At 35.1% G+C, this 26,680-nt stretch carries 18 protein-coding genes, 2 pseudogenes and 2 riboswitches; of the genes and pseudogenes, 19 read left to right on the top strand and 1 reads right to left on the bottom strand.

Annotated features, from left to right (window positions below; genetic code table 11):
- Positions 1 to 178 precede the first annotated feature (178 nt).
- The 12 genes from H9650_RS17885 to H9650_RS17835 all read left to right on the top strand — a co-directional run bounded on the left by H9650_RS17885 (position 179) and on the right by H9650_RS17835 (position 18,357).
- Entirely contained in the window at positions 179 to 937 is a 759-nt protein-coding gene (locus H9650_RS17885) for an exodeoxyribonuclease III (protein ID WP_154309930.1), read from the top strand.
- A gap of 106 nt (positions 938 to 1,043) precedes the next feature.
- A complete protein-coding gene (locus tag H9650_RS17880; protein WP_191697829.1) occupies positions 1,044 to 2,324 on the top strand; it encodes an aminotransferase class I/II-fold pyridoxal phosphate-dependent enzyme in 1,281 nt (426 codons plus the stop codon).
- A gap of 611 nt (positions 2,325 to 2,935) precedes the next feature.
- Entirely contained in the window at positions 2,936 to 5,122 is a 2,187-nt protein-coding gene (locus H9650_RS17875; protein ID WP_191697828.1) for an outer membrane protein assembly factor BamB family protein, read from the top strand.
- Positions 5,123 to 5,486: 364 nt separating this feature from the next.
- On the top strand, positions 5,487 to 6,968 hold the full coding sequence (locus H9650_RS17870) for a nicotinate phosphoribosyltransferase (protein ID WP_144540839.1): 1,482 nt from the start codon (positions 5,487 to 5,489) through the stop codon (positions 6,966 to 6,968).
- Between the two features lies 1 nt (position 6,969).
- The gene (nadE, locus tag H9650_RS17865; RefSeq protein ID WP_144540842.1) at positions 6,970 to 7,797 is read left to right on the top strand and encodes an ammonia-dependent NAD(+) synthetase; all 828 of its coding nucleotides are present in this window, start codon (positions 6,970 to 6,972) and stop codon (positions 7,795 to 7,797) included.
- A gap of 476 nt (positions 7,798 to 8,273) precedes the next feature.
- Positions 8,274 to 9,224 (top strand): AAA family ATPase, encoded by a 951-nt coding sequence (locus H9650_RS17860; RefSeq protein WP_191697826.1) that lies wholly within the window; start codon positions 8,274 to 8,276, stop codon positions 9,222 to 9,224.
- Positions 9,221 to 10,426 carry a DUF58 domain-containing protein gene (locus H9650_RS17855; RefSeq protein WP_151112689.1) on the top strand — a complete coding sequence of 402 codons (1,206 nt, stop codon included), beginning with the start codon at positions 9,221 to 9,223 and terminating at the stop codon, positions 10,424 to 10,426. Before H9650_RS17860 ends, H9650_RS17855 begins: the two co-directional genes overlap by 4 nt.
- Positions 10,423 to 12,615, top strand: coding sequence for a DUF4129 domain-containing transglutaminase family protein (locus tag H9650_RS17850; RefSeq protein WP_191697824.1), 2,193 nt, complete (start codon positions 10,423 to 10,425; stop codon positions 12,613 to 12,615). The genes H9650_RS17855 and H9650_RS17850 overlap by 4 nt, the downstream gene beginning before the upstream one ends.
- 33 nt (positions 12,616 to 12,648) lie before the next feature.
- Positions 12,649 to 12,750: riboswitch (purine riboswitch) on the top strand.
- 128 nt (positions 12,751 to 12,878) lie between these two features.
- Complete coding sequence (gene guaA / locus H9650_RS17845; RefSeq protein WP_144540853.1) at positions 12,879 to 14,432, top strand: glutamine-hydrolyzing GMP synthase; 1,554 nt, start codon at positions 12,879 to 12,881, stop codon at positions 14,430 to 14,432.
- 159 nt (positions 14,433 to 14,591) lie between these two features.
- Positions 14,592 to 15,005: a tyrosine-type recombinase/integrase gene (locus H9650_RS20525; protein ID WP_225216158.1), complete on the top strand. Its 414-nt coding sequence runs from the start codon at positions 14,592 to 14,594 to the stop codon at positions 15,003 to 15,005.
- A complete protein-coding gene (locus tag H9650_RS20520) occupies positions 14,971 to 15,366 on the top strand; it encodes a tyrosine-type recombinase/integrase (protein ID WP_318245422.1) in 396 nt (131 codons plus the stop codon). Before H9650_RS20525 ends, H9650_RS20520 begins: the two co-directional genes overlap by 35 nt.
- Positions 15,367 to 16,200: 834 nt before the next feature.
- Positions 16,201 to 18,357 carry an NERD domain-containing protein gene (locus tag H9650_RS17835; RefSeq protein ID WP_191697822.1) on the top strand — a complete coding sequence of 719 codons (2,157 nt, stop codon included), beginning with the start codon at positions 16,201 to 16,203 and terminating at the stop codon, positions 18,355 to 18,357.
- A gap of 117 nt (positions 18,358 to 18,474) precedes the next feature.
- Here the strand turns inward: H9650_RS17835 and H9650_RS17830 are convergent.
- Positions 18,475 to 18,902 (bottom strand): annotated as a pseudogene (locus H9650_RS17830) (recombinase family protein); the annotation flags it as partial.
- Positions 18,903 to 19,034: 132 nt separating this feature from the next.
- On the opposite strand from H9650_RS17830, the gene H9650_RS17825 reads away from it, so the two are divergent.
- The 7 genes and pseudogenes from H9650_RS17825 (at position 19,035) to H9650_RS17795 (ending at position 26,274) form a co-directional block, all read left to right on the top strand.
- On the top strand, positions 19,035 to 20,930 hold the full coding sequence (locus tag H9650_RS17825) for an AAA family ATPase (RefSeq protein ID WP_191697820.1): 1,896 nt from the start codon (positions 19,035 to 19,037) through the stop codon (positions 20,928 to 20,930).
- Complete coding sequence (locus H9650_RS17820; RefSeq protein ID WP_191697818.1) at positions 20,923 to 21,966, top strand: hypothetical protein; 1,044 nt, start codon at positions 20,923 to 20,925, stop codon at positions 21,964 to 21,966. The genes H9650_RS17825 and H9650_RS17820 overlap by 8 nt, the downstream gene beginning before the upstream one ends.
- A gap of 99 nt (positions 21,967 to 22,065) precedes the next feature.
- A pseudogene (locus H9650_RS17815) lies at positions 22,066 to 22,317 on the top strand (GMP synthase (glutamine-hydrolyzing)); the annotation flags it as partial.
- Positions 22,318 to 22,775: 458 nt separating this feature from the next.
- Positions 22,776 to 23,024, top strand: coding sequence for a DUF3923 family protein (locus H9650_RS17810; RefSeq protein ID WP_191697816.1), 249 nt, complete (start codon positions 22,776 to 22,778; stop codon positions 23,022 to 23,024).
- A gap of 422 nt (positions 23,025 to 23,446) precedes the next feature.
- Positions 23,447 to 23,596, top strand: coding sequence for a hypothetical protein (locus tag H9650_RS17805; protein WP_186318291.1), 150 nt, complete (start codon positions 23,447 to 23,449; stop codon positions 23,594 to 23,596).
- A gap of 513 nt (positions 23,597 to 24,109) precedes the next feature.
- Positions 24,110 to 24,211: riboswitch (purine riboswitch) on the top strand.
- 86 nt (positions 24,212 to 24,297) lie between these two features.
- Positions 24,298 to 25,629, top strand: coding sequence for an NCS2 family permease (locus H9650_RS17800; RefSeq protein ID WP_191697814.1), 1,332 nt, complete (start codon positions 24,298 to 24,300; stop codon positions 25,627 to 25,629).
- A gap of 129 nt (positions 25,630 to 25,758) precedes the next feature.
- Positions 25,759 to 26,274 (top strand): GNAT family N-acetyltransferase, encoded by a 516-nt coding sequence (locus H9650_RS17795; protein ID WP_191697871.1) that lies wholly within the window; start codon positions 25,759 to 25,761, stop codon positions 26,272 to 26,274.
- The last annotated feature ends 406 nt before the right edge of the window (positions 26,275 to 26,680 follow it).

Below are 26,680 nucleotides of genomic sequence, written 5' to 3'. Positions count from 1 at the left end.
TTTTATTCAATACAAAGAAGTTGTCTTGCTTTCGTGCTATATTTTTCAATAGGTGCACTAGGCGTAGACTCCGGTGAAATCAAGCATATTTTGCTCTGTATGCTTTTGAGTAAGTACATATATAGAAAAATTAACACTGCAAGGGCGCCATGCGCTTTTCTTATTGGGAGGTACTAAAATGAAGTTAGTATCGTGGAACGTAAATGGGTTAAGAGCCTGTGTAAACAAAGGATTTTTAGATTACTTCCAGGAAGTAAATGCTGATGTCGTGTGTCTGCAAGAGACGAAGCTTCAAGAAGGTCAGATCCTCTTAGAGCTAGAAGGCTATGAGCAATACTGGAATTATGCATTGAAAAAAGGGTACTCGGGAACGGCTATCTTCACTAAGATAAAGCCTCTTTCCGTTAAATATGGTGTAGGTGAATTTGAAACGGAGGATGAGGGACGTATCATTACGATGGAGTTCGAGGATTTTTACTTGGTAAATGTGTATACCCCAAATGCCAAACGTGATTTAACAAGACTCCCTTATAGATTAGAATGGGAAGACGAAATGCGTACATACTTAAAGCAGCTGGATACAGTAAAGCCCGTCCTCATGTGTGGAGACTTGAATGTTGCTCACGCCGAACTAGATTTAAAAAATGCTAAATCTAATAGAGGAAATTCAGGATTTACTATAGAGGAAAGAGGGAAAATGACCTCCCTTTTGGAGGAAGGGTTTGTAGATACATTCCGGTACTTCCATCCTGACAAAGAGGGTGCCTATACGTGGTGGTCCTATATGAGTAAGGTAAGGGAGCGTAATATTGGTTGGCGCATCGATTATTTTATTGCTTCTCAAAAGTTAGTTCCTAGACTAAAGAGCGCTTCGATTGATTCGCATATTTTAGGCAGCGATCATTGTCCTATTTTGCTAGAAATTGAAGATAAATAGTCGTGACAACCTCGTGGAATACTCAATATATTATGAGAAAGGATACAATCCCTGAATAAAATAGAGTACAATGTTTTTAAAATAGAAATTCTGGAGGTACCAATAGATGAATACTTTAGCTGTCCAATTAAATGAAAAGATGCAAAAAGAAAATCCAGCAATTTTTAATATGTTATCCGATTTAGGCAAGGATTTATACTATCCCAAAGGAATATTGAGTCAAAGTGCGGAGGCTGGGAAAAAAGCGCACCGCTTTAACGCTACAATTGGAATAGCTATTGAAAATGGAGAGCCGATGCATTTTCGCCACATCCAAAATAAAGTAGATTATAATCCAAGTGACATTTATCCATACGCTCCGCCGCAAGGAAAGGAAGCACTTCGTTCTGCTTGGAAGGAAAAATTACTTATCGATAACCCCTCTCTTCAAGGAAAAAACTTTGGATTGCCAATTGTTACAAATGCATTAACCCATGGGTTAAGTATTGTTGCTGATCTATTTGTGAATCCGGGAGATGTGTTAATTACTCCTGATCATTATTGGGGTAACTACAATACAGTCTTTCAAGTTAGACGAGGTGGCAGAGTAGAAACATTCCCTCTATTTAACGGAGATGGGGGCTTTGATGTAGAAGGTTTCCGTACAACACTATTGAAGCAAACAGGAAAAGCAATTGTCGTGTTAAACTTCCCGAACAATCCTACTGGCTTTACTCCATCTATTCAAGAAGGAGAAGCAATAGTGGAAGCCTTGAAGGAAGCGGCAGATGGAGGCTTGAATTTAATAGTACTATTAGATGATGCTTACTTTGGTTTATTCTATGAGGATTCTATTAAGGAATCTCTTTTTGCTCTGCTTGCAGGTGCTCATTCTAATATCTTACCTATCAAAATAGATGGGGCAACAAAAGAAAATTATGTCTGGGGTCTTCGCGTTGGGTTTATCACCTACGCAGCAGGGCCAGATGTTTTAGATGCATTGGAGCAAAAAACTAAGGGAATTATCCGAGGTACAATCTCTAGTGGTTCTCACATTTCACAAACGATGATCCTTGAGTCTCTTCAGTCAGATGAATTCCCAAAGGAAAAGCAAGAAAAATTTAACATTATGCAAGGTAGAGCCATTAAAACAAAAGAAGTACTCGCAAATGAAAAATTTGATGCTTACTGGACATACTATCCATTTAACTCTGGCTACTTTATGTGCCTAAAACTTCACAATCTAGATGCAGAAACGCTTCGTTTACACCTATTAGATCAGTATGGAGTCGGTGTTATTGCTAGCAATAAAACGGATATCCGTGTAGCCTTCTCATGTGTAGAAGAAGAGGATATTGAAGAGCTCTTCAACCTCATTTATAAGGGCTGCCAAGATTTAACTAAATAATCATTTAAGTAATGCTGGAACAAAACACACCTAACAAAATCAGAAGCCTCGGAAATTTTACTATTCGTAAAATTTTCGGGGCTTTTTTATCTACTTCTCTGCCGTTGATTTCTGCTACGTTGGACGCTTTTCAGGGGGCATGGATCGAGCCCCCGCGCGTTTGTCCACTAGGAGGTCGCTCCGAACAACTAGGATGTCCATCATATGTAAAACAAAAGCTTTAAGAGGAAGAAATGGATGCGAGTGATTATCAACGTAAAATAAAAGAGTAGTCAATCTTGGGTTTCATGCAAGCTCTTTTTACGAAAAGAAAGCATATGCTTCCATGCAATTACATACCTTTGTCCGCCTTTAGCTAGGTGAAAATCTACATAGGAAAATAGGCTTGAGAGGAGATAGTTTACTAGGCTGGCACTTTCTTAACTTTAGAGAGATTTGAATAGTCATGGCCCGATAGAACAGGAAATTCTATTAACGTTACCTCACATTTATTTGTTAAATATGTGACTGTATTTCCTTTTGAGAGAATTAAAAATAATTTCTGCGCATATTTTGTAGTGTATTGAATCTATTTTCTTTAGTAGTTCGGAATAATAAAGGGGGGAAAGGAAATGCGTAGAAGAAGAGAATCATCAGTCATATCTCAAATATTTGTAGGTAGCTGTATTGCCATGGTCGTGATATTTGGGCTTTATCTTATTGCAGACAAGAACAAGGAAGAAGTGCAGCCTGTTGTGCCACAAGAAGTGGAAGTCGTACAGGAGACCAAAACAGAAGAGCAGAAGATAGAAGGAAAGGTGACACCAAGTCCATCTAATCCAAATATAAAAGTAGAATATTCTTCTAAGGAATGGGTGACTCATGGGGGAGATTACTATAATAGGAGGTATTCTATTCTCGATCAGATTACATCTGAAAATATTGGAGATTTGAAGCCGACATGGGTAACGAGCTTAGGGTCTGGGGCAGAGCCAAAGTATTCGGGGGAGGCAACTCCATTAGTCGTTGATGGAATTATGTACGTGGCGACTGGAGCAAATGACATTTTTGCTCTAGATGCAAAAACGGGAGAACAAATTTGGGCCTACGAACCTGATATTAGTCAAGAGATGGATACCGTTTGCTGTGGCTGGACAACAAGAGGTTTAGCCGTAGGAGATGGTAAAGTATATGCTGGTTTACTAGATGCTCGTCTAATCGCACTTGATCAAAAAACCGGGGAATTGCAGTGGGAAACAAAAGTGGCAGAATGGGAGGAAGGCTATACCGTTACTAGTGCACCTCTTTACTATAATGGTAAGGTCTATACCGGTGTAGCAGGTGGAGAATACGGAATTCGTGGTCGTGTAATGGCATATGATGCTGATTTAGGATACGAGGTATGGCGATTCTATACGATACCGGGACCAGGAGATATAAATGGCGATACATGGCCGGACAATGACTCATGGTTGACTGGTGGAGGCCCTGTATGGAACACTCCAGCTGTTGATCCAGAGCTTGGATATATTTACTTTGCTACCGGCAATACGGCTCCGGACTTAGACGGTAGTAATCGAGAGGGAGACAATTTATACGCTAACTCAGTTGTTGCGATAAATGCTGAAAATGGAGATTACGTTTGGCACTTCCAGGAAGTACATCATGATATATGGGATATGGATCCAGCAAACCCTGTTGTTTTGTTTGACGTAGAGAAGGACGGGGTTATGAGAAAGGGACTAGGGCAGGCAGGAAAAACTGGCTGGGTGTATTTTTTAGATCGGACAGATGGGACACCTCTTATTGGAATTGAAGAGAAGCCAGTTCCGCAACTGGCAGAACAAAAAACCTCTCCAACACAACCTTTCCCAGTAGGTGATGCTTTTGTGCCTCAAGGAGTTTTCCAGGAGGACGTGGATAAGGATCTAGGAGATGAATTTGAAGGTCAAATAGGAGACATTTTTACTCCTTTCTGGGAGGAGCCGATTACGCTTAAGCCAGGTCCAGCAGGCGGAGCAAACTGGCCACCTTCTGCATATAATCCTGATACTGAATTGTTCTATGTGTTAGGGAATGATAATTATTTTTCATTTGCAAGACAAGAAGAAGAAGCTTTTGAAGAAGGCTCAATGTATATCGGAAGTATAATGCAGCCAGTTTCTAATGCGCCGGTTAGAGGAACAGTCACCGCGTTAGATGTGAAAACAAATAAAATTGTGTGGCAGCAAAACTGGGATGCACAAGCATATAGTGGGGTTTTAACTACTAAAGGGAACCTTGTATTTGTAGGTCATAACGATGGAAGACTCATTGCTTTTGACGCAAAAACAGGCGACCAATTATGGGAGTACATGATGGATGCAGGAGCCAATGCTCCTTCGATCACCTATGAAATAAATGGTGAACAATACATTTCAATTTATGCAGCAGGTAATGCTTTAGCGGGCTCGAAGCATGGAGATAAAATCTATACCTTTAAGCTTGGGGGCACTTTACCAGAAGGGCAAGTGATCGATGGCTCTGTAAAAGAAAAGGTAGACGTTACTGAAGAAACGGAAGGCGAGACGGTTAGCTCTGATTTTGGCCTTGGAGTATACACAAATAGCTGTATAGCTTGTCACGGAGATCAAGGTGCGAATGGACATAATGGGCCGAATCTACAGGATAGTAAATTCGCGGAAAATAGAGAAAACGTAATAGAGCGAATCACTAATGGAGGAACTTCTATGCCATCCTTTAAAGATACATTAACGCAGGAGGAAATTGACGCCGTTGCCGATTATGTCTTGACGGTCATATCCCCTTTAGGTAAATAATAAGATAGGCCACTTAGCCAGTCCTGTTTTGGGCTGGTTTTCTTGTGGGGTAAAGGATTAAATGGTTTTGAGTGTTCAAAAAGGAAAAAAATTTATTTGTAATTTTATAAATAGTAGTTTGCTACCTATGCATTAATATCTATTACATATTGATTGAATCGACAAGAGGAAGATAGATAAGTCATCCTAAAAACGAAGCGTAAGCGACGGGGATCCGCGGTAAGTATCTTAACTAAAGCGGAAATCAGCTATTCCTTTTTCTCAGAAACCAAGGAGCTTTATCCTCGCTATTCTAGTGGTTAATTTTCATGCAAAAGGGTAAATAGTGTATACTAAGTTCAATAGTTATGAGAAGGAGATCATCATGAGAAAAAAATATCCAGATGACAGTTTAGCATTACATACTGATTTATATCAGATAAATATGGTAGAGGCCTATTGGGCTGATAATATGCATGAGAGAAAAGCAGTTTTTGAATTATTTTTCCGTAAACTTCCTTTTGGAAATGGGTATGGAATTTTTGCTGGTCTTGAAAGATGTCTCGAATACTTAAGAGACTTCCATTTTTCAGAAAGTGATTTAGAATATTTACAAAATGGGCTTGGGTATCGTGATGATTTTATTGAATATTTAAAAACTGTTCGCTTTACTGGCGATGTTTATTCGATGAAGGAGGGGGAATTAGTATTTCCTAATGAGCCTATTATTCGAGTCGAGTCAACTCTTGCTGAGGCACAATTAGTGGAGACTGCACTATTGAACATCGTAAATTACCAAACGTTAATCGCCACTAAAGGGTCACGCATCAAGCAGGTGGTCAAGGATGAAGTAGCAATGGAATTTGGTTCTAGAAGAGCTCAGGAAATGGATGCCGCTATATGGGGAACCCGTGCTGCATTTATCGGAGGAATTGAAGCAACTAGCAATGTTCGTGCCGGAAAAATGTTTGGTATTCCAGTCGCTGGAACACATGCACATTCAATGGTGCAGGCATATAAGAGTGAATACGATGCTTTTCTTTCATATGCGAAAAGACACAAGGATTGTGTATTCCTAGTAGACACTTATAACACCTTGAAAACAGGTGTACCAACTGCTATCAAGGTAGCTAAGGAGCTAGGAGACAAAATAAACTTTATCGGTATTCGTCTAGATTCAGGAGATATTTCTTTCTTATCGAAGGAAGCAAGAAAAATGTTAGATGCTGCTGGATTCCCAGATGCCAAAATAGTTGTATCAAATGATTTAGATGAGTATACAATTTTGAACTTAAAAGCTCAAGGTGCCAAAGTAGACAGTTGGGGAATCGGTACTAAACTCATCACAGGTTATGATCAGCCTGCACTAGGAGCAGTATACAAAATTGTTTCTATAGAAAACGAGGCCGGAGAGATGGAGGATACTATTAAAATCTCTTCTACAACTGAAAAGGTGACTACTCCTGGCCAAAAAAGACTCTACCGTATCATTGATAAAGAAAATGGTAAAGCAGAAGGTGATTATATTACGATGCATGACGAGGATCCTACCCACGAGGAACGTCTAAAAATGTTCCACCCTGTTCATACGTTCGTTTCTAAATTTGTCACGAACTTTGAGGCAAAGGAATTACACGTAAAGGTTATAGAGAACGGGGCAGTCATATATGAAAATCCAGAGCTCACCGAGGTTCGTCAATATGCTCATGAAAATCTAGATTTACTTTGGGAGGAGTATAAACGATCTCTGAACCCAGAGGAATACCCAGTCGATTTAAGCCAAAAGTGTTGGGACAATAAAATGCGTAACATTCGAGAAGTGAAGGAAATGGAACATAATTTTATAGCACATAATGGAGGGAATTAAAATGTCTGAAAAACAGAGAGAAATTATCGAAGCCTTGAAGGTGAAGCCTGAGATTGATCCGAAAGAGGAAGTTCGTATAAGTATCGATTTTATGAAAGACTATTTAAAGAAGCATCCATTTTTAAAAAGCATGGTATTAGGTATTTCTGGAGGACAGGATTCTACACTAGTTGGTAAGCTTGCCCAGATGGCAGTAGATGAGTTGAATGAAGAGATGGGCGCAGGTACTTATACATTTATCGCTGTAAGCCTGCCATACGGTGTCCAATTTGATGAATCTGATCGCCAGGATGCATTAAGCTTCATCCAGCCAAGCAAGCGTGTAACTATTAACATTAAAGAAGCAGTAGATGCGAGCGACCGTGCATTGAAGGAAGCTGGCATCACCTTAAGCGACTTTGCTAAAGGGAACGAAAAGGCGAGAGAACGTATGAAGGCACAGTATTCTATAGCAGCAATGCATAATGGAATTGTACTTGGTACTGACCACGCTGCCGAAGCAGTCACTGGATTTTATACAAAGTATGGAGATGGTGGAGTAGATTTAACTCCTCTTTTCCGTTTGAATAAAAGACAGGGTAAACAATTGTTAAAACATCTAGGAGCACCGGAGCATCTTTATACGAAGATTCCGACTGCAGATTTAGAGGAAGATCGTCCTGCTTTACCAGATGAAGTTGCTCTAGGTGTAAGCTATGATGACATTGACGACTATTTAGAAGGAAAAACGGTATCACAGGAAGTAGAAGAAAAGATTGTTGGCTTCTACGACCGTTCCGAGCATAAACGACAGCTACCAATAACTATCTTCGATGACTTTTGGAAGTAATAGAAGCATGGAATTTCTAGAGATAGAAATTTCATGCTTTTTATTGCGTTTATCAAAGGGGAACTATTTTTAGTTATCTTTTTATTAAAACTATATATTTAATTGCTCTACCTACTGAACGTATCCGCCTATTCTTCTTTTGTTCGTATATCATTAACTAAATTGAAATTATGAAATAGATTGAGTTCCAAAATATATCCTTTTTAAATGAGTGTCGTCTAAATTAAGGTACAGCTTTATAAATTTTAAAAATAGGATTAAGAACTGGATACTAAATTCATATATTATAAATTTTACAGCAGAGATTTTAGACAGTTTTAAGCTAGATTTTGGATTCAAAAAAATTGGCAGAATATAACTCTTTATATAGGATAAGTAATTTTTAAATTGTTTTATCCTTTTATTTTCGTTATGCTTAGAGTGTATTATAAAAATTTTCTAACTAATCATTTAATGATAGTTTTGGGGGAAACCATATGAAGGATCAAGCACAGATTCAAGCAATTATTACTAACATAGAGAAAGTTATGATAGGGAAGAAAAGCATTGCGGAATTAGCAGTCATCTCACTTTTGGCAGATGGACATGTATTACTAGAGGATGTACCAGGAGTGGGTAAAACTATGATGGTACGAGCTCTCGCTAAATCTATTGGAGCAGAGTTTAAGAGAATACAATTTACGCCAGACTTATTACCATCAGATGTATTAGGAGTATCTATATATAATCCTAAGGAAATGGAATTTGAGTTTCGACCTGGACCTATTTTAGGAAATATTGTGTTGGCTGACGAGATTAATCGTACATCGCCAAAAACACAATCTGCGTTATTGGAGGGAATGGAAGAATCATCAATAACAATCGATGGTATTACTATGCCGCTACCAAAGCCATTTTTTGTTATGGCAACCCAAAATCCTATAGAGCATGAGGGTACATATCCATTGCCAGAAGCTCAGTTAGATCGCTTTTTGATGAGAGTGAAAATGGGCTATCCACATCCAAGTGAAGAAATTGAAGTGTTAAATAGATTAGAGCATGCCTCTCCTATTGACAGCCTTCAACCAGTCATTTCGTTGGAAGAGCTTATTCATCTTCAAAAGCAAGTGAAACATGTTAGCGTGGATCAAACCATGAAGGGCTATATTGTAGACCTTGCTAATAGAACTAGAGTTGATACATATATTTACCTAGGGGTAAGTCCTCGTGCTTCTATTGCTCTAATGCGTGCTTCACAAGCGTATGCATTGTTACAGGGGAGAGACTATGTTATTCCAGATGATATTCAGTATTTAGTGCCATTTGTTTTTGGACATCGTGTGATCCTTCGACCAGAGGCAAGATATGATGGTATATCCTCTGAGGAAGTACTTTCTCGTGTTGTAAAAAGAACTTCTGTCCCTATAAAGAGGAAGGTAAACGGATGAATAGTTGGTTAGAGGGATTTAAGAAACTTAAAGGTATTGGTGGAGTCCTCCTTCTATTAGTGGTCGCTTTTGTTTACGCAATGTTCCAGGGAGGATTTGTGAGCTGGTTTCTTTTTTACCTCATTGTCCCTATAGCTCTATATTCGGTGCTCCTGTTTTTTTATCCTCTATCCAAATTAGAGGCCGAGCGGACGATTGAAACACGAAAGGTATATAGCGGAGGAAAATTCTCTGCAACAATCAAGGTGACAAGAAATGATAGCTTTCCCTTGCTGTTTGTTTGGTTTGAAGAAAGAGTGAGTAATTCACTTTTGCATACAGGCTCTAAGAAACAGCTCATCTTTTGGGGTATGAAAAAAGAATTTACCTGGACATATGAAATTGAACATATGCCTCGTGGGGAGCATGTATTAGAAGGAACATCAATCGAAATAAGCGATTTGTTCGGATGGGTGAAAAAAAATGTATTTATTCCTAATACTAAAACCTTACTCGTCTTTCCAAATCTAGTGGATATGGTTTATATTCCTATCGAAACTAGGTATGATCAGGGAGCAGCGGCCTCAAGAATTCAGGTTATGAAGGATACTTCTATGGCTACGGGGGTTCGCTCCTATCAGCCCGGGGACCGAGTATCCTGGATACACTGGAAGTCATTTGCTCGTACTCAAACCCTTAAAACAAAGGAATTTGAGGATCGTCAATCACAGGATTTGTTTATATTAATCGATCGGACTTTGTCTCCTATGTTCGAGGACGTGGTAGATTTATCTGCATCTATTATGCAGGCGATTGTCCGTCACCAAGCTAGTAGCGCTTTTCTATCTATAGGGCAGAATCGTTTTTTCGTACAGAATGTAGAAAATGAGGAACAGCTTCATAGAGTGCTTTATCATCTAACGAAGGTACAGCCAGATTTAGACAAGCCAATCGATCAAGTAATATCGCAAGAGCCTACTTTGGCTCAAGCAACTTCATTGTTATACATTACTAGCGAGTTAACACATGAGTGGGTTGATGGGATACAACGAAATGCTGGAAACCTGCGAGTGTGTCGTTGTTTTGTCGTGAAAAATAAAGACGAAAAACCAAATAAAAATGAAAATGCCCTCTACCAGTATGCGAAAAGTAGAGGAGTTGAAGTTCATAATATTACGAAGGATCGTTTTGCCCAAGCGTTTATGGAGGTGAATCGCTCATGAAAGAAAGCTACCAGCAGAAAATAGTTTCTCTTCTCATTTATATATTTACTTGTCTTTTGATGGTGGAATGGTTAAAGCCGGTAATGGAATTGACAGATACAGACCATTTGTCATTGTTTGTCTTTTATTTGGCCATCTCATTCTTCTTTTACTTTATTAAATTGGATTGGAAGCTTGCTATACCTATTAAGTTATTATTTATATGTTGGATAATAGTTTATATATACACTGATTACTCCTTTTTCTCGAAGGTTTCTTTAGATTATCTTGGTGTAGAGCTTCTACATAACTTGTCTGCTATTTTTAGTCAAGAATGGGGAGCGATTACTGATCCATTCCGTACGTTTTTATTTTTTGTATTGCTTTGGATGACGACCTACTTATTAAATTATTGGATTAGAGTTCGGAAGACACTTCTGCTATTTTTTATCCTCACGGTATTATTTATAACCATTTTGGATGCATTTAGCCCGTATAGTGGTAAAGATTCCATAGTCACTACTCTAATATCTGGATTTATAATTATGGGATTATTGTACATTCAAAAGCTATTGGTAGAGAATAATATATCACTTAAAGGTACTTTTATTACTGCTTCCATCGGCAGCTTAATACTGCTGCTTGCAATTAGCGGTATCACAGCTTATGCTTTGCCAAAAGCAGGACCAATCTGGCCAGATCCTGTTCCTTTTTTCACTACTTCTACTCTTGAAGTGGACGAGCGTGAGGGAGGAGTGAAAGGTACAGGCGGCATAAAGAAGGTTGGATATGGAGAAAATGATGAACAGTTAGGTGGTGCCTTCCAAAGCGATGATACGCCTATTTTTTGGGCAGATGTAAATACACAACAATATTGGAAGGTAGAAACAAAGGACACATATACCTCTAAAGGGTGGATTCAGTCGGAGAGTGAGGTAGAGCTTCAAAACTTTGGAATTGGAGAGATATTTGAAAGCGATATACCACCAGGAGAAGATAATTTAACAACAGATGCCAACATAGTTATGGCACAAGATTTTCCGTTAATCCTTCAGCCATATGGCATTAAAAGCATACAAACAAATGAAGAAGCAATGTTTACACGAAACCCATTAAATCAAAAAATTTCGGTTCTTAATAGCTCTAATTCTAGTCTATGGGATTACAATGTTTCATTTAGTGAGCCTACGTACAGCCTGAAAGCGTTGCGTGCTACTAATACAGAGAGCTTGAATTCATTATCTAGTGATTTTGATAGATATTTGCAGCTACCAGATACATTGCCAGATAGAGTGAGAGAGCTAGCAGTTAGTATTACACAAGACAAGTCAAGCCTCTATGATAAGGCGAATAGTATTGAAAGATATTTTAGATCAAATAGTTTTAGCTACAACCAAACAATGGCTGCAATACCTGATAAGGACACCGATTACGTAGACCAATTTCTGTTTGATACGAAGGTAGGGTATTGCGATAACTTTTCTACATCTATGGTAGTTTTACTTCGTTCTATTGATATTCCAGCACGTTGGGTGAAGGGCTTTGCACCTGGGGATCGTACGAATATGGAGAATTTGGGAGATGTCTATGAGATAACGAACAATAACGCACACTCATGGGTAGAAGCTTATTTTCCAAATGTGGGATGGATAACGTTTGAGCCAACGATCGGCTTCTCTTCAAGCGCTAATATTGTATACGATGTTGAGAAACAGACAGACGAACTACTAACGCCAGAAGAACAACAGGAAACTCCTAAGAGCGAAGGATCTAAAAAAGAGGATGAAGTGTCTTTCAGCTTTACAGCTTTTTTACAAACCATTATAGACTGGATAAGTAAGAAGAAAGTGACAATCCTTTGGTTTGTCATTATCCTTGGAATCTTAAGCTTATTTGCCTACATACACCGAGGCAAATGGTTGTCAAAGGTTTTAATCCCAACATCAAGGCTGCGAAAAAATGACTGGAATTCCTTCGAAAAAATGTATCATCAGCTGCTACGGCAATTGAGTCGTCGCGGCCTTGTAAGAGAGCAAGGTCAAACCTTGATGGACTTTGCACGAAAAGTAGACAAGGACTTTGGCGATACTCATATGATAAGGCTAACTAAAGCGTATCAACAAGGATTTTATGGTAACAATAAAACTGAACTCAATTACGCGTCAATTAGAGAAAGTTGGGAATATTTAATCAATCAGCTAAGCGGTTGATTTTAACCTCAACAACCTGTAAACTGAAGTCAAATTAAATTGACCAGTTGCCCTCGTATATGTCCGATAATATGGTTCGGATGTTTCTACCAAGTTACCATTAATAACTTGACTATGAAGGTGAATGCAGTCATGCCTTTTTTAGGTGGCGGCATTCACCTTTTAATGTAGTAAGCATAAACGCGTAGAAAGAGGATACTTTCGCACGCGTTTTTTTGTATACGTAGTGAATTGGCACAAATATTAGAAGAGGTGGAATGCATATGTCTTCAACTCCATTGTTGAAAGAGCAAGAAAAGATTGTTGTTCTAGATTTCGGTAGTCAATACAATCAACTAATCACACGTCGTATCCGTGAATTCGGAGTTTATAGTGAGTTACATCCTCACACAGTAACAGCAGAGGATATAAAAAAAATGAACGCTACAGGAATTATTTTCTCTGGTGGTCCAAATTCTGTTTATGACACTAACGCTTTTCACATTGACAAAGCAATCTATGACTTAAATATTCCGATTTTGGGAATTTGCTATGGAATGCAGTTGATGGCTTATCAATTTGGTGGAAAAGTAGAAAAGTCTTTTACAAGAGAATATGGTAGAGCTGAAATAGATATAAAGAATCCAACGACATTGTTTGGTGATCTTCCTTCTAACCATGTAGTGTGGATGAGTCATGGAGACCATGTGACAGCAGCTCCAGAAGGTTTTGAGGTAATCGCTACAAGTCCATCTTGTGACATTGCAGCAATGGCTAATGTTGAAAAAGGCTTATATGCAGTACAATTCCATCCAGAAGTTCGTCACTCTGTATACGGATTAGAATTACTTCGCCAGTTCGTATTTGATGTTTGTAAAGCAAAAGGTGATTGGTCAATGGAAAGCTTCATCGAGATGGAAATTGAAAAAATCCGAGAAACAGTTGGAGACAAAAAAGTTCTATGTGCACTAAGCGGCGGAGTAGATTCTTCTGTAGTTGCAGTGTTAATCCATAAAGCAATTGGTGACCAGCTGACTTGTATGTTCGTTGACCATAATCTACTTCGCAAAGGCGAAGCAGAAGGTGTAATGAAAACCTTCACTGAAGGCTTCAATATGAACGTTATTAAAATTGATGCTCGTGAGCGTTTTATGAGTAAATTGGCTGGAGTATCTGATCCAGAGAAAAAACGTAAAATTATAGGTAATGAATTTATCTATGTTTTTGATGATGAGGCTTCTAAGCTAGAAGGTATGGATTTCCTAGCACAAGGAACTCTTTATACAGACATTATCGAGAGTGGTACAGCTACTGCTCAAACGATTAAATCTCACCATAATGTTGGTGGACTTCCAGAGGACATGCAATTCAAGCTAATTGAACCTCTTAAAACTTTATTTAAAGATGAGGTTCGCGAGTTAGGTTCAGAGCTTGGCTTAGCGGATGAAATCGTATGGCGTCAACCATTCCCAGGTCCTGGACTAGCTATCCGAGTATTAGGAGAAGTAACAGAAGAGAAACTAGAAATCGTGCGTGAATCAGATGCAATCCTACGCGAAGAAATCGCTAAAGCTGGTTTAGAACGCGATATCTGGCAATACTTCACTGTACTTCCTGATATCCGTAGCGTCGGTGTAATGGGAGATGCAAGAACTTATGACTACGCAATCGGTATCCGTGCAGTAACATCTATCGACGGTATGACCTCTGACTGGGCACGTATCCCATGGGACGTTCTAGAAAAAGTATCTGTTCGTTTAGTAAACGAAGTAGCACACATCAACCGCGTACTGTATGACATTACGAGTAAACCACCAGCTACGATTGAGTGGGAATAATACTTTATACCTATAAAAGGTGTAAAGGCAGTCATACCAATGTCTAATGCAGTTGTTAATCCCTAAATATGTGATTAACGTGCAACTATTCATATGTTAAATATAAGACTCTCTTTTTAGTTATTTATAACAAGTAACTTTTAAGGGGGTCTTTTTGTTTTGGTTAAAATTAGTGAGTTGATTGATGACTTTAAAATTAATCAGCAAATACAAGGGCGTAAAGAAAAGTATATGGAGTTAACTACATATCGCTTAAATCGTTGGCTTACCTTCATGGTAGAGGAATACAGTATTACAGAAATTGAAGATGTAACACCGCGACATATTAAAGAATATATCCGCCATTGTTTAAGTTTAGGCGTTGAGAAAGCGATAACGATTAATAGCAGCATAGCTACATTAAGGGTGTTCTTTAATGGGCTAGTAGATGAAGAATGGATTGATGAGTTTAAAAATCCTATGCGACGTATTAAAAACTTGAAGGAAGAAAAGCGGATCATTAAGACGTTTACAGATGAAGAAGTAAAAAGAATACTGTGTGACGTTGAAGAAGAAACCAAATGTACGCGATAAGTTAATTTTAATTATGCTATTTGATACTGGAATACGTGTTAGTGAACTATGTGATATTAAAGTAAGTGATGTTCCATTTAAACATATTACGATTAATGGTAAAGGATCTAAGCAGCGGCAAATTTATATATCACAGATCATGCGAAAGTATATGCGGAAATATGAAGAACTAAAGAAACACCGTTTTAAACGTAAGCGTAAAGCCGAAATAGAGGGCTATTACTTTTTAGATCAATCAGCTATGAGGTTATCACGTTCGCGGATAAATAAGATTCTAAAGGAACATTGTAAAAATGCCGGCGTGAGAAAAGAGGTTAGATGTTCACCACATGATTGCCGCCATTACTTTGCACATAAGTAGCTAAAAAACGGATTGGATATTTACAGTTTAAGTCGTTTAATGGGGCATTATGATACTCAAATTACATCGAATTATTTAAGAGGTTTGGTAACAGAAACAATTCTTGAAATAGGGAGGATTAAATCACCACTTAATAAAGTGAGGATTAAATAGACAAAAAAAGAGAAGGTGCAACTAACACCTTCCCACGTCCTAAGTGTTTTGCGACACGTTAGTACAAATCGTTTTAACCTTGTAAATTAAATACGAATTTCAATGCCTTTATTTTACTTGAAAAAAAGTAAATCTGTAAAGGTCTAGTTTCCTATTGCCTTTTTTAGGTAAAATTCTTTGGTGGAATGCCTACTCACACCAATCAAAAATAAACTTGAAAGGTTATGACTTAACCGCTGCAATAACTAAGTCTAGGATACAATAAAGTACTTCCTTGTTAGTGCAAGTATCTGAATGGTGTTAGCGACCATTAACGGCTAGGAGTGGAAGATCTGATTAGTTACGGCTAAGCAGTATTCACCGTTGATTGTAATTGTTGCCGAGTTCCTCGTAACAGTAGGATAAGCATTTACGCTACGTGTAAGGCAAGTATAAAGGATTACAAGCACTATCCGGGGGCAGAAGTAGATAGTAGGTGAATTGTTCGAAAGGACACATAACAAGGGCATACATATACGGATACCTCAAATGACGGATTCATGTACATACATAAGCAAATGGCTGTCTATGTTTTAGATTCTATTAGATTAGTTTCTAAAATATAGGCATTCATTTTTTGCACCAAGCCGTTGTCCTCAACTCTGGACTCATGGTAAAATTTTACTGAATAGGGGTGTTGTTATGGAAAAATTAAAAAGTACATACTTAGTAGATAAACAAAATTTTATTGATAACTTGTTTGAGTTGTTTCAAAGCAATCCAGGAAATTTTAAAAGAAATATAGTCTTTCAAAGTTTTTTTAAAGATGTAATAAGTATGGATTATACAATAAATGATTTTACCTTTTTAACTGATGTTGTAGATGGAATATTTGAGAAATCAACAGAGTTTCCACCAAAATTTTTAAATGATATATATATAATTTATGGAGTTTATGAAAGTTTATATTTTAATTTATCGACTAATACGGACAGACTAAATGCGAATCAATTTATTAAAAAACCACTTGATATTCAAATTCAGACATTATTAAGCTATTTACAAGATCAATATACACTTTCCAAAACAGATAAATATAGTCCAATTAATAAAAATATACTCACAGGATTTGATGAATTTGTTGCGAACAAATCACATGAATTTGAAAGTATAGGTCATGAAGTAAAAGTCTCTCTAAATGAAATATTAGATACTTTAGTAGAAATTATCAATTTGATTATACCTTTTTTATATTTCAAAAAAAGAAGTGAGAAATTAGGAAGCCCAATAGTTCAAAATAAAATTTCTCCATATAATGATGGAGGATTTGAAGAATTACTATATGTAACACAACAACGCTTAGTTCTAACTACTTTATGGGAAAAATTTAAATACGAAGACTGGGGATTCTTCATTGAGAAGACTACAGAAACTAATGAGAATATATTTTGTTATGTACCAAAGATAGAAGAAGTTGAATTAGCTAACTTTTACGGTGTGAATAGATTAAATTATCAAATTAACTCCAAGGCCTTACTAACAACTAAAGCACAGGAAAGTGATGTAAGAAAAGCCTATGAACTTATAAAGAAATTATCAAAATATGGGACATTAGATCTTATTAATAATTTAACGGAAGTAGAATATAACACAATTAAGGTGATAGCAAAAAAAAAAATTGACATTGAACTGAAATTTTTAGATGAATACTATTTTAAATTGTCTAAAAATGAAGTTAATGTGGATTTGATTTTAAATTTCTTAGAATTTATGATAACTATTAGCCTTATTAGCGAAGATAAAAAATATCCAGAAGAAGGTATTGATGGTGATTTTAGTTTCTTAGTACCGAAAATACGGAAAGACAAGTTAGCTAAATCATTTTCAATAATTAAAGGTTATTCAGAAGAACTTTCTTTAAGGGTAATAGATATTTTTGTGTATGGTTCAACCTTAAATCGAGGATACGACTTATTTTCTAAACCTTTAGTACATATTGATAACCAAACTGTAATATATACGCCGTATTTATTTACTCACTTAAATATACAAAAAGCTGTTCAAGAATGGATTAAACAGTGTGGTTTTAAAATTGCAAAAAAAGGTTTTGGATTTGAAAAATCAGTAACAAGAATACTTGAAAAGAACAAATATTTGAATATAGAAAGTAATATTAAGTTTGCGGCTTCTGATGGGAAGGAAATTGAATATGATTTAATTGCTAAAATGGGTAATACAACTATTATCATAGAATTTAAGAACATGTTCCAACCATATACAGGGAAAGACCATTTTAAAAATATGGATATTATTAAAGAAGGAATTGAACAATTAAATAGAAGAGAAATGATTTTAAAACAAGATTTTGAAATTATTAATGAAAAATTGAGATTTGATTTGGATTGTCAAAGTAATATCATAAAGATTCTTTGTACAAATGTTTATAATTACACTCCTTTAGAGTTAGATGGAGTATATATAACGGATGTTTCAACATTAGGTAAGTTTTTCACGAATCCTGAAAGTTATTATGGGGGATTTGGAAAAAAATCAGACACTCACGTCTTAATAAAATATAGTGATGCTTGGAAAGGTGATGTACCAGACGAAGAAGATTTAATTAATTTTCTAATGGAACCAGAATCAATTAAGCATTTAAAAAATAAAGTATCTAAACAATTTAAACCGGTTTATAGAACAGAACTAACAGATCGAAATATTGTTTATTTAGATCACTATTTTGAAGAAAATCCTTATATACCTAAAAGCAAAACAGAACCAAACACTGGTGGAAGAAAAAAGCCTTGTTTTTGCGGAAGTGGTAAAAAGTATAAAAGATGTTGTGGTAAAAACAAATAGAAAATTGTACTTTATTGTGCAAAAATAAATTTAGATATAAATAGCAATACCAATACCATATATATATAGGATATGTACAAAAATCAAATTAAATATGCACAATAAAAGAGGGGGCTATTAAACCTCCTCTTTTTGCTGTTTATATTCCTTTATGCGACGTTTAAAAGTAGCGATACTACACTTAGCGTATTCTGCTGCTTCAGGCTGCGACAATTCACCGCGTTCAACCATTTCAATTGCATGTGATAATGCACCTTCAATTTTATATGTCTTAGACTTCCTACCGAACTTAACACCTTTTAACTTAGCTTCTTTAATACCATCTTGTGTACGTTCGATAATCATTGATCGTTCAAATTCTGCAAATGCACCTAGTACATTAAACAATAACTTAGTCATAGGATTATCCATATTTTCTGCTGTAAAGATCCCCATATTTAAAATGTTAACAGTCACACAAGTGAAGTTAGATCTGTTACACTCTTTTCTAATTGTGAAAGGGAACGTGCGATCCGATCCGCTTTAGTGACTAATAATGTATCCCCAACATAAGGGTATAAAGAGGTGTATCTACTACTATCTAACGTCTTCTCTATATACAAATTACTTCAAAAACTTTTTGTAGCAAATACTTTATCATGATACTCTATTTAAAACGGATAATTTTGGAGGATTTTATGAATCTGATATTTGTTTGGATTGAGGAATATAAAAAAATAAGAAACTTTCAAACTAATTTTGGTAGTAAGTATATTATTGAATTTAAGGAAAAACAAATTAGTGTTAAACCTAATAACCACTTTGTTGAAGATTTTTTTGAGGTAGATAAAAGTGATATCAATATTCATATGTCTGCGATAGTTGGAGAGAATGGTACAGGGAAATCCACTTTACTAGATTTTATCCTTGAATATATACAAAAAGGTAGTTTTGAGAATGGATATATAACTATATTTGAAGATATGGGGAAACTTTATATAGATACTAATATTGATGTCAGAATTGAAGATAAGTCAAATATAGTTTCTTTAAAAGATGAATCTCTTGATCCTATCTTGGGAAATTTAGTTACTATATTTTTTTCTAATGTGTTTGATGTACGTTATTTTGATAATAAGAATAGAAATATAGAGGTTTATGAAAACGAATTAAAAGATTTTGGAAATCCTAGATTAAAGGATCTCCCAAGTATTATGAATATAACAACAAATGAACTATTAGCTACCTATGACAATGCCGCGATGGTATTAGATGCAGATTCTACAAATCAAATATTCTTTTCTAATGAGTATCTAGATACTTTAGAAATAGGTAAGATGTTAGAACTCCCAAATAAAATCTTTATAAAAAATGGTAAACAAAATATAAATTTATCCATGCTATCTGAAAAATTCGAGAAATTTATAAATGACTTTTCGTTTGATGATGTTGCTAATATGTATTTTAATTTTCAACCAGATAATGAGTTAATTGATACTCTAACTTTAGATATCCTAAAAAATTATTGTATTGAAGTAGCTAAGGTTTTGAGAAAGTATCCAGATTTACATGAAGACATGGTTGAGGAAGCATTTTTCTACGGATCCAATGATAGCGACATAATTAAAATCATTTATAAAGGAATTCTTAAAGTATTAAAACTTTTGCAAGTAAAAAACTTATCGGAAATAAAATCGAAGCTAAATAGCATAGGTGAGAAATATACAACGCTTTTAGAATTAACCAGAGAGATAAAAATTTATAAAGGTTTAAATGAAACCCATTATTTAATTAATGATGAAGCTACTTCTAAATTCATTAAATATTATAGAGAAAACTTTTACTCCCAAGGATTAATTAGCTTACATTGGTCTGATATGAGTAGTGGACAATTGGGGCTGTTAAATCTTTTTGGTAGATTTTATAATGCATTACATGAAGTAGAAGAAGATTTATTATCGAGTTTAAATGAAATGGATCTCAATGAAGAATACTTTGAAATGGAAGATGATTTAGAAAAATTCACAGTATCTGACAAATTAAAAGACTATAACTATTTATTATTACTTGATGAATGTGATTTATATTTTCACCCTCAATGGCAAAAAGATTGGTTATATTACTTTTTAAGATTGATTGAAATTTTATTCAAAGGAAATGTACAAGTAATTTTAACTACACATTCACCTTTTGTCTTATCAGATTTTCCAAATAGCAATGTGACATTCTTATCTAAAAGTTCACTAACAAAAAATGATTTAGAAGGTAGTATTAGAACTTTTGGTGCTAATATTAATGAATTGTTTACGAATTCATTTTTTATAAGTGATGGATTAATGGGGAAATTTGCTAAGAATAAAATAAATGGTTTTATCAAAGAATTTTTAAATGCTACTCCAAATGAAGTAGATGCAAATAAAGAGAAATATAAGCAGTTCATAGATTTAATAGGCGAACCATTAATAAAAAATAAGTTATTACAAATTTATAATGAAAAAGTTGTCCTAGCTTCAAATAATTCAATTGAATACCGTATTAAATATCTCGAATCTGAATTAAATAAAATCAAGAATCGAAGTGATAAAATTGATTGAGTTAAATTTGACAGAAGAGATTATTTCTAGACATACAGAATTTATTTTTGGAGAAGAAAATGTAAATAAAAATGGTAGAATTAACAAAAAACTCGAGGCAGCTTATTGTAGTGAAAGAAGTAAATTAGGTAAGGATGTATTTAAGTTTGTAATAGACCGTTTTAAAGAAATAGTATTAAGTGATATAGAAACATTATATAAAATTAAAGAAGAGTACACAGAGGTATTGAATAGAATATCTACTGAATCTACTAAGAAAAGGGTACATAATAAACTTAAGAAAATGTTTCATGCTGAATATAAATACTTTTATAGCGATTCTGTATTTAATGCATATCAATTACAAGCTTTATTAGATATCAATATTTGCCCTCTATGCGGTACCCAATTTATATTTTTATATGAATCAGAAAGTGGAACAACAAGAGGTACTTTAGATCACTTCATAGATAAAGGAAAATATCCGATATTTGCGGTTTCTATTTATAATTTAATTCCTGCTTGTAAAGTTTGTAATTCAGATTTTAAGAGAACACGTACAGTTGATTTAGAAAATTACTATACTCCTTATGAAAAAGGAGTTATAGAGTATATCAAATTTCGTAAAATGTTAATCCCGAATGTAGAAGAAAAAATTGTACCCAATATTATTGAACAGTTAAAAATTGAAGACGAGGCAGAGATAGACTACGTGTCAGCACTATTAGGTATAAATGATGATTTTAATATTAAAGTGGATTATTCTTCAGCACCTCCCAATATTTTCAATAAGATTGAGGGGAATATAAAATTATTTAAAGTTGAAGAATTATATAATATATATCATAAAAAATTTGTCCGAGAACAAATAAGAAAAGCATATGTTTATAATTATATTTATAGAAAACAACTGATGTATAACTTTAGTAACCTATTTATCACAGAAGAAGAAGTTAGGGCTTTAATTGTCCCAAATATTGATGATGATAATAAATATATACTGAATAAACTAATTAGAGATATTGTATTAGTTGAAACAGAGAGTTTTTCAATTTAAATTAATCCTTATATTTATTGATATTTTATTGTGAATTTCGTGCTACTATTTAAATGTTGTAATTACTAAAAATTTGAATTTTAAATTTATCATAACATAGATATTTGGCAATACTTCTGCGTACTACCAGACATCCGTTCAGTAGGCGTAATGGTCGATGGCCGTACGTACGACTACGCAATTGGCATCCGTGCAGTAACATCTATCGACGGTATGACCTCTGACTGGGCACGTATCCCATGGGACGTTCTAGAAAAAGTATCTGTTCGTTTAGTAAACGAAGTAGCACACATCAACCGCGTACTGTATGACATTACGAGTAAACCACCAGCTACGATTGAGTGGGAATAGTACTCTTCAGTAATATAATCTAAACAGGTTAAACGTAGTCATATCCATGTCTAGCCTAGTATGTTAAGAACTATCAGTGATTAACGTACAACTATTTATATTTCAAAAATTAAACTCTCTTTTAGTTATTTATAACAAATAACTAGAAGAGGTTTTTTGTTTAGTTAAAATTAGGAACTTGATTGATGACTTTAAAGTCGTTTAAAAAATAATAAAATTTTTAAAAATGCGAGTCATTCTATTTAACAAATGGTCTATACAGTGAAATGAAGGAAACAGTTGGATTTTATACATCTCAAGCCCTAGCTTTAAATATATCTCAGGTCCATTAACAGGAGTTCATTCGCACTGTAAGATACAAATATAAAGAAGTAAGTACTGGAACGAAAGTACATAAAATAAAATGTTTGATTTTCGATTGCTATCAGCAATTGTGATGAAAGATAAGGAGTGAGAATATGAAAAAGCTTTGGTTCTTTTGGTGGATTGCTAACACTTTTTGGGTTGTCATTTTTGCAGTAGGTACGGCTTTCGTTTGGTTAAGGGATGTTGATGGTGCAGGTGCAATTCAAACACTTGAGGCAAAATTAGCAGCATTTATAGTTTTATTAATCGCCTTTATACTTCCCTTAATAATTCAAGTTGTATGGCTAATTGTTAACTTGGTAATCAACAGTAGTAAAAAAACTAAAATTCAGCAGGTATAAAAGGGAATTATGTACTTAAGAAATTAGCAAAATGAATTTCCAAACGCGATTATAGAACAAAAAACTTAGATTTTTAAACGACTTTATTGTTATATTTTTAGTGTAGCAAAGTACCTTTCATCAAAAGTTAAACGATTATATTTTAACCCCGTTCTAAATTTAGAAAGGGGTTATGTTTGTTTGTTCTTTTAAAATTAAATAACTTTATTGTCATTTTACATTAAAATGAAACAGAAATTTTTGGTCGTAAAGATAAGTATAATGAATACCATTTGGCTAAGAATTATTTTAATAAGTTTTTACTGATATATACAAGGTTAGGCAGTACACTAATGAAGTAAAAAGGTTTAATTCAGTAAAGTAAGGTATATTATATTTGTTGAATAGATTCTCTTTAAAGACAAGAAAAGAAGGTGAACAAAGTGGGAAAATACCAATTGGATACCAAAGGTAAGGCAGTTGTGGCAAAGTATCATGAAAAACACAAGCCTGCCAAATTTGATAAAAAGCAGCAACTTGAAAAAATACGTGCGGAGTATTTGAAAAAGAAACAAAAACAAACAGATAATTAATATGAATGAAAACATAGGAAGACTAAAATCTCCCTATGTTTTTCTTATTCGAAGTCCTTTTTTAAAAATTGAAGATAGAGTTTATTATTCTCCTAAATTTCAGATTCGGTGACAAAAAAACTCGTCATCAGATATCCCATTCGAAACGACATAGCCATTATTCAAACTAATAACGTTGTAAACAGGGGGTTCACCAGGCTACAAATGAGGACAAGAATTACACGATCTGAACGGGTTTTTCTGTTTTGATAAAAAGCGTTATATATAAATGGTTGGCGCGTGCTTTATGATATTACGAGTAAGCCACATGCTACTATGAGTGGGAATAGTATAAATAAAACCTTGGACTGCCTATTTTATAGGTTTTCCAAGATATTTTTATTCTAAGAAATATAGGTCTATTTTACTTTGAAAATTATTTTGCTTATAAGCAGAAAACGAACTATTATTTGGTTATATTAAATAATGTTCGTATTTAGTATTGATTTCGGCATAATTCGGTGTTATATTACATATATAATTTAATTATGTCGTCGTATAACGTTGGGAATAAGGCCCAAAAGTCTCTACCGAATCACCGTAAATGATTCGACTACGATGAGTGAGCCTATTTATATTCACTTATTGGGGATAGTACATGTATACGACCGAAAATGGTTGTATACTTTTTTTCGTTATCGCGACAAAAAATGGAGGAACTTATGAAAAAGTATTTTCGTTTTGAGGAATTAGGAACTAACTATCGCCGCGAGATTATTGGTGGATTAACAACGTTCTTAGCTATGGCTTATATCTTAGTGGTAAACCCTATGACGTTATCACTAGAATCAGTGCCTGGATTACCTGAATCTATGTATATGGATAAAGGGGCAGTCTTCACTGCTACCGCAATCGCAGCAGCATTAGGTTCTATTTTAATGGGTGTCCTGGCTAAATACCCGATTGCCTTGGCACCTGGTATGGGTCTCAATGCTTTCTTCGCTTACACTGTAGTACTGAAATTCGGAATTCCATGGGAAATCGCTTTGACTGGTGTTTTTGTAGCCGGGGTAATCTTTATCTTACTTTCTTTATCAGGTATTCGTGAAACTATTATTAATGCCATCCCATCTGAGCTTAAATATGCAGTAGGAGCAGGGATAGGCTTATTCATAACCTTTGTTGGTTTACAAAATGCAAAGATTATCGTTGGTAATCCTGATGTGATTGTTGCGCTTGGTGATTTAGCTGACCCAAATGTTCTATTAACAATTTTTGGTCTTATTATAACAGTTATTATGATGGTTAAAGGCGTTAAGGGCGGAATTTTCTACGGTATGTTGATTACCGCTATCGTAGGTATGATCTTTAAGTTAGTAGAAGTTCCTCATGCGATTGTTGGAGAGGTTCCAAGTATGGAACCAACTTTCGGGGCAGCACTCAAACCTATTTTTGAAAACCCAGCATCTTTAATGACATCACAATTTTTAATTGTAGTACTTACCTTCTTATTTGTTAACTTCTTTGATACAGCTGGAACATTAATTTCCGTTGCGAACCAAGCAGGGTTAATGAAAGATAATAAATTGCCTCGTGCAGGTAAAGCTTTACTAGCAGATGCTATTGCTACAACTGCCGGAGCTGTTGCTGGTACCTCAACTACTACATCTTATGTAGAATCTACAGCCGGTGTTGCTGCAGGTGCTCGTTCAGGGTTTGCGGCAGTTGTTACTGGGGTTCTCTTGTTATTATCATTGTTCTTCTATCCTGTATTAGATGTAGTAACTTCTTATGTAACTGCACCAGCATTAATTATAGTGGGTGCACTTATGGTTTCATCTTTAGGAAGTATAGAATGGACGAAATTTGAAGTAGCAGTTCCAGCATTCTTTGTTGTAATTGCAATGCCATTAACTTATTCAATTGCAACTGGTATAGCAATTGGTTTCATATTCTATCCAATCACGATGATTGTAGCTGGAAGAATAAAAGAGATTCATCCGATAATGTATGGGCTATGGGTAATATTTGTCGCCTACTTCATATTCTTATAATTTTCAAGCTATCGAGAGGGGCCAAGTGCCTCTCTTTTTTTGTATTTCAAGAAGAGGGATATAAAGAGATAATAGAGAAATAGTTTATATAGTAGAAACTCGAAAAGATAATGGGGGGAAATTGTAGTGATGCAAATAAGAAAAGCAACACCTTCAGATGCAGAGGGTATCGCAAGAGTTCACGTAGAAAGCTGGAAATCTACTTATATAAACATTGTTCCAGAGGATTTCCTAAAAAACCTTTCCTATGAAAAAAGAGTAGAGTATTGGTATTCTGCTATACCGGATGGAGAAGTATATGTAGCGGAAAATGAAGAAGGAAAAGTGATTGGTTTTGCTTCTGGTGGCAAGGAACGAAGTAGGAAGTACTCTAAGTATAATGGAGAGTTATATGCCATTTATATTTTGCAAGAGTATCAGGGGAAAGGTGTCGGAAAACTACTGATTAAACCAATAGTAAAAGCACTAAAGTACCAGGGAATCTCATCTATGTTAGTGCTTGTGTTAGAGGATAACCCTTCGTGGAAGTTTTATGAAAAGCTTGGTGCAAAGAAGATTGATTGTATAATAGTTGAAATTGGTGGAGTGCAGCTTAATGAGCTAGTATACGTGTGGGAGGATATTGATCTTCTAGCTTATGAATAAATCAGGAATTAAAGCCGTCTAAAGCGCATGGAGAGAGGGATTAGAAAGTCTAAAAGGTTTTAAAAGACTTATCAGAATAGATTGTTATTATATTTTCGCTTATTTTATTAAAAATACTGTTGACGAATAGTTAAATAGGGTGGTATAGTTATCAAGTTCTCATTTTTACTTCTGATTTCAAAAAAACAACTTAAAAAAAGTTGTTGACATTGATGGTTAGATTTGATAAGATAATAAAGCTGTCGAAACAAAACGACACAATGAACATTGAAAACTGAACATGCAAAACGTTAAGACATATAGCGTCAAACAACTTCGGTTGTATTGAAGCAAAACAATTTTTGACATCATTTAATGATGATGCCAGCAAAACAAAATGAGCTTTTTAAGTTCTCTATTATGGAGA

The organism is Psychrobacillus faecigallinarum (genome assembly GCF_014836595.1).
Taxonomy (GTDB): Bacteria; Bacillota; Bacilli; order Bacillales_A; family Planococcaceae; genus Psychrobacillus; species Psychrobacillus faecigallinarum.
This window is presented reverse-complemented; position numbering and strand designations above follow the sequence as displayed.